This window comes from Ascidiimonas meishanensis (genome assembly GCF_037782385.1).
Classification (GTDB): Bacteria; Bacteroidota; Bacteroidia; order Flavobacteriales; family Flavobacteriaceae; genus Ascidiimonas; species Ascidiimonas meishanensis.
Genome location: NZ_JBBEXD010000004.1, coordinates 255,437 through 268,299 on the forward strand (window position 1 = coordinate 255,437; position 12,863 = coordinate 268,299).

Sequence of the window (12,863 nt, forward strand, 5' to 3'; positions counted from 1 at the left end):
GTTTATTAAAAGTAAAAAGCGATCTTAAGATCGCTTTTTACTTTTAATTCCATCTAGAACTACTATTTCAATTTTTTCTTGACTGCCACTTCTTGAAAAGCTTCTATGATATCACCTTCTTTAATATCATTGTAGTTTTTAACTTGTATCCCACAATCATACCCTTTAGAAACTTCTTTGACATCATCTTTAAAACGCTTCAAGGAAGTCAAAGTACCAGTAAATATAACCACACCATCTCGTATTAAACGAATATTAGAATTTCTAAATATCTTACCATCGGTAACCATACATCCGGCAATGGTACCCACTTTTGAGATTTTAAAGGTTTCTCTAATCTCAGCAGTACCTGTAACTTCTTCCTTCATTTCTGGAGAGAGCATCCCTTCCATTGCGTCCTTGAGATCATTTATAGCATCGTAAATAATAGAATACGTTCTGATGTCTATCTCTTCTACATCTGCAATAGAACGTGCATTACCCATAGGCCTCACGTTAAACCCAATGATTATGGCATCGGAAGCAGATGCGAGCAGAACATCAGATTCTGTGATTGCTCCTACTCCTTTATGAATAATATTAATTTGAATTTCTGGAGTAGACAATTTCTGGAATGAGTCTGTTAATGCCTCAACAGATCCATCCACGTCTCCTTTTAGAATTATATTAAGTTCTTTAAAGTCTCCTAAGGCAATTCGTCTTCCAATTTCATCAAGTGTAATATGACGTTGTGTTCTTACAGACTGCTCTCTTTGTAGCTGTGTTCTTTTTGCTGCAATTTGTTTTGCTTCTTTCTCGTCTTCAAAAACATGGAAATTATCACCCGCCTGTGGTGCTCCATCCAAACCAAGAATAGAAATAGGTGTAGATGGCCCAGCAGATTCAATCATCTTACCACGTTCATCAAACATAGCTTTTACTTTACCTATATTCTTACCTGCTAAAACAAAATCTCCTATTCTGAGTGTTCCAGCCTGAACCAATATGGTAGAAACATAACCTCTTCCTTTATCCAGAAAAGCTTCTACCACCGTTCCAACAGCTCTTTTATTAGGATTCGCTTTTAATTCTAAAATTTCAGCTTCCAGTAAAACTTTCTCCAGTAGCTCTTTCACTCCTGTACCTGTTTTGGCAGAGATATCTTGTGATTGAATTTTACCTCCCCAATCTTCTACCAATAAATTCATATTGGCTAAACTTTCTTTAACCTTATCAGGGTTTGCGTTAGGCTTATCTATTTTATTAATTGCAAAAACAATAGGTACACCAGCTGCTTGTGCATGGCTAATTGCTTCCTTTGTTTGAGGCATCACATCGTCATCAGCAGCAATTACAATAATTGCTACATCCGTCAATTGCGCTCCTCTTGCACGCATTGCAGTAAAGGCTTCGTGGCCAGGTGTATCAAGAAATGCTATTTTTTGGCCATTTTCTAATGAAACACCATAAGCACCGATATGCTGTGTAATTCCTCCACTTTCTCCTGCAATCACATTCTCTTCCCTTACATAATCCAACAAAGAGGTTTTACCATGATCTACATGCCCCATTACAGTAACAATGGGAGCTCTTTCCTTTAAATCTTCTGGGCGATCTTCCTCCTCTTGAATTGCTTCTTCAATATCCGCAGTTATGAATTCAACTTCGTAACCAAATTCATCTGCAACTATACTAAGGGTTTCTGCATCCAAGCGCTGATTCATTGTCATCATAATACCTAATGACATACATGCAGAAATAATTTTGGTAGTAGGAACATCCATCATCGTAGCTACTTCAGCCACTGTTACAAATTCAGTAACTTTGAGTGTTTTACTCTCCATTTCCTGCATTGCAAACTCTTCTTCCGATTTCTGTCGATGTGAATCTCTTTTTTCCTTTCTATATTTTGCGCCTTTTGATTTAGAAGATTTACCTTGTAATTTCTCCAGCGTTTCTCTAACTTGTTTTTGTACTTCTTCCTCTGTTGGCTCTACCTTTGCCGCAGCGGCTCCTCTTCTTGAACCTTGACCTGGTTTCTTGTTACGATCATTAAATCTATTTGGACCACCACCACTTCCTGGCTTTGGCGAACCTTCTTTACTAATTCTTCTTCTTTTACGTTTGCGATCTGAAGCTTCTTTAGCTTTAGCGTCTTTTGAAGGTTCTTCTTTCTTCTTCTTGGGTTTCTTAAACTGCGTAAGGTCTATTTTCTCACCAGTCATCTTTGGACCAGAAAGTTTTTGATACTTGGTTTCAATTATGGATGGCTGACTAGTATCTTCTTCTGGCTCAGCCTCTGTTTTAACTTCTACCTTTTTTTCTGGAGTTTTAATTAAAACGGGCGCTACTTTTGGAGTTAACACTTCTTTTTTTACCGGATCTTCCTTTTTCTCTGGAACCGGCTTCTTGGGAGTTTCAACTTTCACTTCCTCTTTTTCAGGCTTCGCAACAACAGCCTTTTCAGCAGGAGTTTCTTTTAAGAGTTCTTCAGCAGGTTTCTTCACTGGTTCCACAGGGGTTTCCTTTGGTTCTTGCTTTTTACCGCCGAGATCTATTTTTCCAACTGTTTTTGGCCCACTTAGGGTAGCTTTCGCTCTAATAACCTCTTGATCTTCCTTAACCACTCTTTTTTGAACCTGCTCCTTTTCAATTTCCTGACGTAACGCTTCTTTTTCTTTACGTTTTTCTTCGCCTACTTCTTTAGAAGCAACCTTTTTATTTTTGTCAGTTTTAAATTCATCCAAAAGAACATTATATACCTCATGGGTGATCTTAGTGGTGGGTCTTGCTTCCACTTCATAACCTTTAGATGCAAGATGCTCCACCGCTCGGTCAAGCGATATATTAAGTTCTCTAAGAACCTTATTAAGCCTCATTGTTGCGTTTGCAGCCATAATTATTATTACCTCAATAAATTAATCTTCAAATTCTTCTTTGAGAATTTTCACTACCTCACTAATCGTTTCCTCTTCGAGGTCTGTTTGTTTTACTAGAAAGTTTATATCTTGATCTAAAACACTTTTTGCAGTATCTAAACCAATTTTCTTGAATTCTTCAATAATCCAAGCATCTATTTCATCTGAAAATTCTGTTAACTCTACATCTTCTTCGATTCCCTCACGGAATACATCTATTTCATACCCTGTTAACTGCCCTGCTAGACGTATATTAAAACCGCCTTTTCCAATTGCTTTTGATACTTCTTCTGGTTTGAGAATTACCTCAGCATGTTTCGTGTCTTCTTTTAATTTTATGGAAGTTACCCGTGCAGGACTTAAAGCCCGAGTAATAAACAATTGAATGTTATTTGTATAGTTAATAACATCAATATTCTCATTACCTAATTCGCGCACAATTCCATGTATTCTAGACCCTTTCATTCCAACACATGCACCAACTGGATCTATTCTATCGTCATAAGAGTCTACGGCTACTTTTGCTTTTTCACCTGGAATTCTTACCACTTTCTTAACAGAAATCAACCCATCAAATACTTCTGGTATTTCTTGTTCAAACAACTTCTCCAGAAAAGCAGGAGAAGTCCTTGACATAATTATCGCTGGTTTGTTTCCTTTCAATTCAACACTTTCAATTACCCCTCTTACATTCTCTCCTTTTCTAAAAAAGTCTGAAGGTATTTGTTTTTCCTTTGGCAATATTATTTCATTTCCTTCATCATCCAATAATATTACCGCTTTATGACGAATATGGTGTACTTCTGCGGTATATATTTCCCCCACCATATCTTTAAATTGCTTGTATATGGTAGTATTATCATGTTCATGAATTTTCGAAATAAGATTTTGTCTCAATGCGAGTATTGCTCTTCTTCCTAGTTGAATCAACTTCACCTCTTCAGACACATCCTCGCCTACTTCAAAATCAGGCTCTATCTTGCGCGCCTCTTGAAGAGATATTTCCTGATTTGGATCTTCCACTTCTCCATCTGCTACAACTATTCTATTTCTCCAAATTTCTAGGTCACCTTTATCTGGATTAATAATAATATCAAAATTATCATCAGAACCATATTTCTTCTTGAGCGCATTTCTAAAAACATCCTCCAAAATGGCCATTAGCGTCACACGATCAATGAGTTTATCATCCTTAAACTCTGAAAATGAATCGATCAATGCAAGATTTTCCATGTCATAATTTTAATTAAATTTTATTTTTACTTTTGATTCCTTCACTTCTGAAAAAGACAACATCTTTTCCAAAGTGACCGTTACTTTACCTTTACCTATTGGCTTTGGCTGCCGTTCTTTCCAAACTAATTGAAATCGTTCATCATTAGCCAGTGATAAAACACCTTCAAATTTAGACCCATCTACTGTTTTTACCTCAAGAGTTCTCCCAATGTTTTTATTATATTGCCTTTTATCAATAAGAGGCTCTGTTGCGCCGGGAGACATTACCTCTAATGAAAAATCAAATTCATCTTCATTTAAAGGATGCTCTATACTCCTACTAATTTCAATACAATCATTAAGAGTTATACCTTTATCTCCATCTATGATAACGTTGATTTTGTTATCTGAGGAAATATTTAATTCTATAATAAAAAGATCTTTCCGCACTTTAAGTGCCTCTTGCAGTAACTCCTCTACTCGTTGCTTTAACGTCATTTTTAGTATAAAAAGAGGGGACTTTCCGGTCCCCTCTATATCCATTTACTACTTTCAATGGTGCAAATATACAATTTTTTTTATACCTATAAAATCTTAATCACTAACTTATTTATTTTCCATATATTGATAAAAACTTTACAAAACATCATGAAAAGAATATTAGTCCCTACCGATTTTTCAGAACTTTCAGAATACGCATTGGAAGTAGCTGCTCAAATAGCTAAAGATTTTGATGCCGAGTTATTTCTTATGCATTCACTAGATCTACCTAATCATCTAGCTACACAAGAACAACACGAAGTTCCGGAAGTACTCTTCTATATGAAAATGGCGCACCAGAGATTTGAGGAATTTATGGACAAACCATATTTGGAAAATTTAAAAACCAACGAAACCATAGAAGATTCAACTACTGCTGATGCTATAAATGAGGCTGCATCTAAACACCAAGTAGATCTTATAGTAATGGGGTCTGGCGGCGCATCTGGCCTTAAGGAATTCATTATTGGGTCAAATACAGAAAAAGTGGTAAGGAGTGCAGAAACACCGGTTCTGGTAATCAAAAAAAAACAGCCTGATTTTAGCGTAGATAGTATTGTTTTCGCCTGTGATTTTTCACCAGAATCTTACGCTACCTTTATTAAAGCTGAAGAATTTGCAAAAAACCTAAAAGCCAAAATACATTTTCTATACGTAAATACGCCTGCCTCTTTTCATACAACACAAGAAATTACACATAAGATGAGTGCCTTTATTGAAAAAGCAAAGCCAAGCAACTTTTCTCTCAATATTTACAATGATAGAAGTGTAGAGAAAGGTGTTATTAATTTTTCAAAATCTATTAATGCAGATCTGATAAGCATCAGTACTCATGGCCGCAAAGGACTGGCTCATTTTTTTAACGGAAGTATTAGTGAAGATTTGGCAAACCATGCCCTTAAACCTGTACTGACTTTTAAAATACCTACACCCTGAAGCCCACTTAAATAACTGGACATAAAAAAACCCGCTTTAAAAGCGGGTTAGCAAGCAGTTGGCCTACAAGGATTCGAACCTTGAACGACTGGACCAAAACCAGTTGTGTTACCGTTACACCATAGGCCAGTACCAAATGCGGATGCAAATTTAAAACAAACTTTTGTTTGAGCAAATATTTTTCGTTTTTATTTAGTGTATTGAAAAAGTAAAACGCTTGTTAAGGTTTTTTCAAAATGCCATATTATCTAGTATTTATTATTAAATTCGCTCAATTAAAGAAATTTAAATAAATGTCTGCAACCAATTTTAGAAAATGGGATACCATCTTAGGATGGATTGTTTTTTTTATAGCTCTTATCACTTATGGCCTCACGGTAGAACCAACTGTTAGTTCATGGGACTGCGGCGAATATATTTCTACTTCAGCTAAATTAGAGGTGGGGCACCCGCCAGGAGCGCCTTTATTTCAAATGTTGGGCGCATTTTTTGCCATGTTTGCTATGGAAGCGGACCAAATTGCCCGAATGGTTAATTATATGTCTGTATTTTCAAGTGCATTCACCATACTCTTTATGTTTTGGACTATTACCAATCTGGCAGGAAAACTACTGAGAAAGAACGAGGATGATGACCATGCCTATATGGCTGTTTTAGGAAGCGGACTTGTGGGTGCTTTAGCTTTTACCTTTTCAGATAGCTTTTGGTTTAATGCGGTGGAAACTGAAGTTTACGCAATGGCTAGTTTTATCATGGCTTTGCTCTTGTGGCTAGGGCTTAAATGGGTTGATAATTTAGATAAACCTAGAAGTGATAGGTGGTTGATTTTAATTGCCTTTATAATTGGGCTAACATTTGGAGTTCAATTTATGGGCTTTCTTGCTATTCCATCCATAGGGTTGCTTTACTTCTTCAAGAAATATAAAGATGTTGATTTGAAAAAATTTATCATTGGTAACATCGTTGTGGTAGCATTATTGATGTTTGTTTATAAATTTTCACTCACTTATACCCTAAAACTTTTTGGGTGGGGTGAGGTCTTTTTTGTAAATTCTATTGGCTTACCATTTAATTCAGGCTCCATTATAGTTGGTCTTGGCTTTATTGGGGTCTTCTATTGGGCTTTGAAATATACCCGCAAAAGACGTCTTTATACAACCAATACAGTCGTACTATGCATACTTTTTATGTTTATAGGGTTCTCTTCTTGGCTAATGTTACCTATAAGAGCAAATGCGCACGTACCAATAAATGAAAATGACCCTTCTGATGCCAGACTTTTATTAGCCTATTATAATAGAGAACAATATCCTGGTGTTGAAAGTCCCATTTATGGTACTATGTATTCAGATCGTTTTGCCGGGTTGCCACCAGATAATAGTCGTAAAGACGATAGCCCGAAGTACGAAAGAGATGAAAAAAACGGTAAATATATAATTGTTAATAAATATAAAGATGCGCTACCAGCTTCACATCCAGATCATGTAGGCATGCTTCCAAGAATGTGGAGTTCAGAACATGCAGAAAACTATATGCGTTATGTAAAACCCTTAGAGTTTTCAATTAAAGCAGAATATGCAGGTCAAGAAGAACTCAAAGAAGCTGTTCAACAATTAAAAGAGGGCATGCGAACGGGCAAAATTGATGAGGACGGCTATGTAAAGTTTCTTAGACAATTTGGAGAATACCTGAATGTGGAAGCACCCTCTCTTAGCGATAACTTAGGCTTTATGATTAATTATCAATTTGGCTATATGTATTGGCGCTATTTTATGTGGAATTTTGCAGGTAGACAAGATGATATTCAGGGTAAATATGACAACCATGGAAATTGGCTTACAGGTATTAATTTTATAGATGAGTTATTTTTAGGTTCTCAGGAAAACTTACCCTCTGACGTCTTAAATAACAAAGCAAGAAACACTTATTATTTATTTCCATTAATACTTGGAATTATTGGACTCGTATTTCAAGCAAGACGAGATGTTAAACAATTTTGGGTGCTTCTCTTCTTCTTTTTACTCACTGGTTTGGCAATTCAATTCTACACCAATATTCGTCCATTTGAACCTAGGGAGCGAGACTACTCTCTTGTAGGCTCTTTCTATATATTTGCTATTTGGATAGGTATTGGTGTGATTTCAATTTATGAAGGACTTAAAAATTATGTGACTCCTAAAATGGCTGGCCCTTTAATTACCGTAGTTTGTCTTCTGGCAGTACCTTCTGTGATGGCCTATGAAAACTGGGATGACCATGATCGTTCAGATAAATATACCGCGAGATCTCTTCCTATGTGCTATTTAGACTCTGTTCAGGAAGATGTTGGCGCTATCATTTTCTCTATTGGTGATAATGACACTTTCGGTTTATGGTATGCACAAGAAATTGAAGAGTACAGAACAGATGTAAGGGTAATTAACAGTAGTCTTTTCCAGACAGATTGGTATATTGATCAAATGAAGCGAAAAGCATATGAAAGCGACCCTATTCCTTCGCAATTAAAACATGCTCAATACGCTTGGGGTGTTAGAGATTATATAAGATTCCAACCCTTATCTGAAGCACGTTGGAATATTAAAGATTTTATGGATTGGATTTCTAGTGATGATCCAAAAACCAAGTACGGATATCTTATTAAACAATATGGGGGAAGCACAGATGGAGTGCCCGAAAGTGAACTAGAAACAGTCTATTACCCAACCAATAAAATTCGCGTACCAGTTAATAAGGAGAATGTTTTGAAGTCTGGACTTGTAAAAGAAAAAGACAGCGCATTGATTGTTGATTACATAGATATTGATTTACCAGAAAGTGCTATTTCTAAAAACAGAATCTTAATGTTAGATCTTCTGGCAAACAATGATTGGAAACGTCCCATTTATTTTACTGGAGGAAGCTTTGATAAAGCAGAATATTTATGGATGAAAGAATATTTGCAACTAGATGGACTTGTCTACAAACTAGTTCCTATTAAAACCAAAAGAAACGCAGAGAACCCTTTTGAAATGGGTCGTATTGATAGTGATCTTATGTATGATATTGTGATGAAATGGAATTGGGGCAACTCTGGTAACACTAAAATTTATCACGACACTGAAACCAGAAGAAATAGTATTACTTTTAGAAGTAATATGGCCAGATTGGTTGAAAAACTCTTGCAAGAAGACAAAAAAGAAAAGGCAAAGAATATTTTAGATCTAGCAATGAAAAATATGCCTGCTGGATATTTTGGTTACTATGTTTTCTTAGAACCCTATATTGAAGGTTACTATAAGGTAGATGAAAAGGAAAAGGCAAGAGTCCTTTACAGCAAGGTTTCTAAAATTTATCAGGAACATTTAGATTATTACAGCAGCCTAGCACTAGATAGTCAATATGAGTATTATGGAGATATTAGAGGTGATCTGGATCGTTTTAGAGGTATTCTTGATATCGTTGTGAAAAATGATGATGAAACTTTTGGCAGAAAGCAGGTAGAGACCTACAACAACTATTTAAAGAAATTTAGCCATTTCTTTAAAGAGATTGAATCTGAATAAACTATTGCTGGTTTGTTATGTTATTCAAGAATGGAATACCTGCAAAAACACCTAAGCTTCTAAAATATTTCTTTAGAAACCGTATCTGGAATTATACTAAAGGAAAACAACAGGTGTTTTTAACCTTTGATGATGGCCCCACTCCTGGAGTAACGGATTGGGTACTTGATGTACTAAATCAATATAATGCGAAAGCCACTTTTTTTTGTATTGGAAAAAATGTTCAGGCGCATAAAGAATTATACAATCGTATTTTAAGTGAAGGGCATACCTTAGGAAACCACACCAATAACCATTTAAATGGATGGAAAACGAAGACCACAGATTATATAAAAAATGTTGATAAAGCTGCAGAAGAGATTGATTCTAATCTATTTAGACCTCCCTACGGAAAAATGGGTTTTAAGCAGGCAGCCTTACTAGCGAAAAAAGGGTATAAAATTATTATGTGGGACGTCTTAGCGATGGATTGGGATAAGAATTTAACTCCGGATACTTGTTATCAAAATGTAATCAACAATACAGAAGATGGAAGCATTATTGTTTTTCACGACAGCCTAAAGGCCAGTAAAAATCTCAAAGCTATTTTACCCGAAATACTTAAAAATTTAAAATTAAAGGGATTCTCTTTTGAAACTATAATCTAAAGCAAAGAAAAAACACTAGACATATTCCTGTAAAATACCAATTAAGGTATTAGCATCTTGTTCTCCACTTTGTCGCCAAACCATTTCTCCATCCTTATAGATCATTAATGTGGGCAAGCCTTTCACTCGTAAAGCTTCTGCCAACTCTTGATTCTTATCTACGTCAATTTTAATCACTTTGGCTTTATCGCCCATGGCAGCAGCTACATCACGCAATACAGCATGCATACTTTTTGCAGCTTCATTCCAGTCTGTATAGAAATCCAGCAACACAGGAATGCTGATGTCTATTAAATCACCAAACTTGGACATATATTTTTGATTTTTACGGGTTTAATCAATCAAATGTAATAAAAAAACCTAAATACACCACATTTAGGTATTTTGATACATTTTTAATTAAGCTTTTCTATCTGAATATTGTTGACAGAAACGCCCGATGTTGGACTTGCAAGCAATCTCAAATCTGTATTGGGAGTAATTTCATCTACCTGAACGGTTATAGCCGCAGGTACCGAAGTAATTTCAATGATTTCTGATAAGTGTACCGTTGTATTTAATACATTCGTCAAATTTGGATTACTTACAATAGCAGCTCCTCCGGAAGCCCGGGAACCATCTACATAGTAACGTATAGCTGCACTACCCGAAGTATTTACAGAGACATATGCATTCAAAGTAATTCTATATCTTCCTGGCTGTGAAACATTGAGCGTGGTACCGCCACTTGTGATTGATGTAAATAAGGTAGTATCATCATTCCAAGAAGGAAAATCAAAAATAGGCATTCTAGAAGCTGAACCGTTACCGGAAATGCTTAAATCTGGGCTTGTAGTGTTTATAGAAGCTACATATTTTAAAGAAGGAGAATTGGTCACTGATTTCCAGATAACATTAGGAGTGACTGCACTACAAAATTGAAATACATTTTCTGTACTGTTAAAAATCATCATACTAACAACCGGAGAAACAATAGCATCTCTCTGGAGACTCGTCAATCTAGGTATTAAAATACCAGACTCTGTAGAATTGACATCTAATACTGCTTCAGGAATAGTGGTGCCAATTCCTACTTGTCCATAAGAAAATACATAACAATTGAATACGACTATAAAGCTTATGAATCTAATAAAACTTGTATTAAGACAAAAATATTTCATAGAGAACCTATTATTTAAACCACTAAGTAAAGATACGGTTTTTCCGTAATTTAGACTTGATAGGTCTGTCAGAAATGAAATAAAAATCTGGATTATCATCCATTTCCCTATCATTACCCCTATTAATTCTCCAATCACTTTCCGGACTGCTTTAAAGAAAGGTTTATTAGAAATGGAATTGTTATTTTTAATTTTGTGCTTTGTAGTTAACAAGAAAGGGAAGGTATGCATTATGCCCAGTTAAAGGCACAAAACCTTCTTTTAAATTATTTATTAAAGTTCTTCCTATAAATGAATAATAAAGTACTAAGGTCCAACCGCTGCCATAAGTAGTAAGATCACAACAACCATCAAATTCGTTTAAACCGTTGTGGCATTCACATCTATGGTATAAACTCTACTAGTTGCACCCAGATTTTCGGCTAAAATTTGCTAGTAATCTCTTGGAGCATCATTCACTACCAGTGTTCTCTACACCGTTTTGGATTCTCCAAACCCAGAAGGGGAATACTAAATCACATAGATACGCTCCTTACAAATTGTATTGTCTACGGTAAGAAAGGTCTATTGACAATCATATGACCGAGGACTATTGGCTAAAACATTCATAATATCTGTTATTATACCAACTTGTACACTTGTTAAGTAATAATTTCTTGATTGTTCCCACCTTTGTAAGATCAACAGATGAAAGATAAAAATATATACTGTATGACTTCTACACTAATTAGTTCCCACTAAAACTCATTCATACACTAGCGACTTAGAAATCAGCAAAAAAATGAAAAATACGTAGTTTTAAATAAATCTCTAACTACTCTAATTTTTCTATACTAATGTTGGTATAGCCAGTTCCCGATAAAAGAACATTGCCAGCACCACTATCTCTATACGCAATAATACTAACAGAATCGCCGGCAGTTATATCATAAATTTCAGAAAAGTTTAATGAACTGTAAACATTTTCATTACTTCCCTGATTCGCGAACAATGCAGTTGAAGCACCAGACCTTAACTCTACTCCATTTACTCTAACTAAAACATATAACGACATCAAATCATTATCCCCATCTGTATCTTCCATATCAATATTTACTGTAAAGCGATACCTTCCAGACTCATTTATTGTAAGAAAACCATTGGCCGTTTTTACATATAAGGACGTATCATCATTCCAGTCTGGCGCTACAAATATTGGCACTACTTGACCACCTGAGTTATTTAGGTTAGGATTAGAAGCACTACTATCATAATGGTATTTAACAGATCTTGGTTGAGATCCTGAATTTTTTACCGAAACCCAGTTAGATAAGAGCGGAGTGCCAAAATTATATTGAAATTCATTTTCATCAATATTATAAATTAACAAACCAGCAGCAGGAGAGCTTATAGCATCTCTTTCTAATGTGGTAAGTCTTGGAAATAAGACACCTGTATCTTTATTAGCTGAGGTAATATCTAAAACAGCAGAAGCATCAGGTGTTGTAGTTCCTATCCCTACCTGAGCGTAGGTTAAATTTAGTGTACATAGAATCGTAAAAGCACATAAGAGTAGGCTTATACGAATGTTTTTATTCGTATTCATTGTTGGAGGGCTAATAAGTTATTTAATTACAAATATAAGGTTTTACCGTAATAAACAAACAAATGTCAGACAAATTGGTTGAAATTTCAGGTGAAATAGTACTTTTAAAAAACACGTAGTCTGATTCTAGTTATTGGATGCTAATACTTTTGAAATCCGCATCTAATTATATAACAGTTTACATATCAATCACCTAGCACTATTTAAATCGGATAACCAAATAAAATAATATCGTTACCTGAGTTCGATATATAAAGAACTACTTTTTCTATGGGGGTATTCTTATCCGCGGTGTAGCAGGCCTTTTCCGTTAAAAATTTTTGAATTCCTTAACGGAAAAT

The 12,863-nt window shown here is 35.3% G+C and carries 9 protein-coding genes and 1 tRNA gene; 3 read left to right on the forward strand and 7 right to left on the reverse strand.

The features are described from left to right. Positions 1 to 62: 62 nt before the first annotated feature. The 3 genes from infB to rimP are packed head-to-tail and all read right to left on the reverse strand — an operon-like array spanning position 63 to position 4,610. A complete protein-coding gene (gene infB, locus WBG07_RS08780) occupies positions 63 to 2,876 on the reverse strand; it encodes a translation initiation factor IF-2 (protein WP_340200437.1) in 2,814 nt (937 codons plus the stop codon). 21 nt (positions 2,877 to 2,897) lie between these two features. Further along, the gene (gene nusA, locus WBG07_RS08785) at positions 2,898 to 4,130 is read right to left on the reverse strand and encodes a transcription termination factor NusA (RefSeq protein WP_340200440.1); all 1,233 of its coding nucleotides are present in this window, start codon (positions 4,128 to 4,130) and stop codon (positions 2,898 to 2,900) included. A 9-nt stretch (positions 4,131 to 4,139) separates the two neighbouring features. Continuing rightward, positions 4,140 to 4,610: a ribosome assembly cofactor RimP gene (gene rimP, locus WBG07_RS08790; protein ID WP_340200441.1), complete on the reverse strand. Its 471-nt coding sequence runs from the start codon at positions 4,608 to 4,610 to the stop codon at positions 4,140 to 4,142. A 150-nt stretch (positions 4,611 to 4,760) separates the two neighbouring features. Between rimP and WBG07_RS08795 the strand changes: the two genes are divergently transcribed. Further along, a complete protein-coding gene (locus WBG07_RS08795; RefSeq protein WP_340200443.1) occupies positions 4,761 to 5,588 on the forward strand; it encodes a universal stress protein in 828 nt (275 codons plus the stop codon). A gap of 58 nt (positions 5,589 to 5,646) precedes the next feature. On the opposite strand, the gene WBG07_RS08800 is transcribed toward WBG07_RS08795, so the two are convergent. After that, positions 5,647 to 5,717, reverse strand: a tRNA-Gln gene (locus WBG07_RS08800). A 164-nt stretch (positions 5,718 to 5,881) separates the two neighbouring features. Between WBG07_RS08800 and WBG07_RS08805 the strand changes: the two genes are divergently transcribed. Further along, positions 5,882 to 9,130 (forward strand): glycosyltransferase family 117 protein, encoded by a 3,249-nt coding sequence (locus WBG07_RS08805; RefSeq protein ID WP_340200445.1) that lies wholly within the window; start codon positions 5,882 to 5,884, stop codon positions 9,128 to 9,130. A 17-nt stretch (positions 9,131 to 9,147) separates the two neighbouring features. Next, positions 9,148 to 9,777, forward strand: a complete 630-nt coding sequence (locus tag WBG07_RS08810) for a polysaccharide deacetylase family protein (RefSeq protein WP_340200447.1) — start codon at positions 9,148 to 9,150, stop codon at positions 9,775 to 9,777. Between the two features lie 15 nt (positions 9,778 to 9,792). On the opposite strand, the gene WBG07_RS08815 is transcribed toward WBG07_RS08810, so the two are convergent. From WBG07_RS08815 to WBG07_RS08825, 3 genes are all read right to left on the reverse strand, one after another. Next, a complete protein-coding gene (locus WBG07_RS08815; protein WP_340200448.1) occupies positions 9,793 to 10,089 on the reverse strand; it encodes a thioredoxin family protein in 297 nt (98 codons plus the stop codon). A gap of 83 nt (positions 10,090 to 10,172) precedes the next feature. Next, a complete protein-coding gene (locus WBG07_RS08820) occupies positions 10,173 to 10,937 on the reverse strand; it encodes a hypothetical protein (protein ID WP_340200449.1) in 765 nt (254 codons plus the stop codon). Between the two features lie 814 nt (positions 10,938 to 11,751). Then, positions 11,752 to 12,522: a hypothetical protein gene (locus WBG07_RS08825; protein ID WP_340200451.1), complete on the reverse strand. Its 771-nt coding sequence runs from the start codon at positions 12,520 to 12,522 to the stop codon at positions 11,752 to 11,754. Between the last annotated feature and the right edge of the window lie 341 nt (positions 12,523 to 12,863).

Bases quoted from the DNA above. Each gene is read 5' to 3' on its own strand.
- WBG07_RS08825 (WP_340200451.1), bottom strand. From the start codon at position 12,522: ATGAATACGAATAAAAACATTCGTATAAGCCTACTCTTATGTGCTTTT.
- rimP (WP_340200441.1), bottom strand. From the start codon at position 4,610: ATGACGTTAAAGCAACGAGTAGAGGAGTTACTGCAAGAGGCACTTAAA.
- WBG07_RS08815 (WP_340200448.1), bottom strand. From the start codon at position 10,089: ATGTCCAAGTTTGGTGATTTAATAGACATCAGCATTCCTGTGTTGCTG.
- WBG07_RS08810 (WP_340200447.1), top strand. From the start codon at position 9,148: ATGTTATTCAAGAATGGAATACCTGCAAAAACACCTAAGCTTCTAAAA.
- WBG07_RS08820 (WP_340200449.1), bottom strand. From the start codon at position 10,937: ATGAAATATTTTTGTCTTAATACAAGTTTTATTAGATTCATAAGCTTT.
- infB (WP_340200437.1), bottom strand. From the start codon at position 2,876: ATGGCTGCAAACGCAACAATGAGGCTTAATAAGGTTCTTAGAGAACTT.
- WBG07_RS08805 (WP_340200445.1), top strand. From the start codon at position 5,882: ATGTCTGCAACCAATTTTAGAAAATGGGATACCATCTTAGGATGGATT.
- WBG07_RS08795 (WP_340200443.1), top strand. From the start codon at position 4,761: ATGAAAAGAATATTAGTCCCTACCGATTTTTCAGAACTTTCAGAATAC.
- nusA (WP_340200440.1), bottom strand. From the start codon at position 4,130: ATGGAAAATCTTGCATTGATCGATTCATTTTCAGAGTTTAAGGATGAT.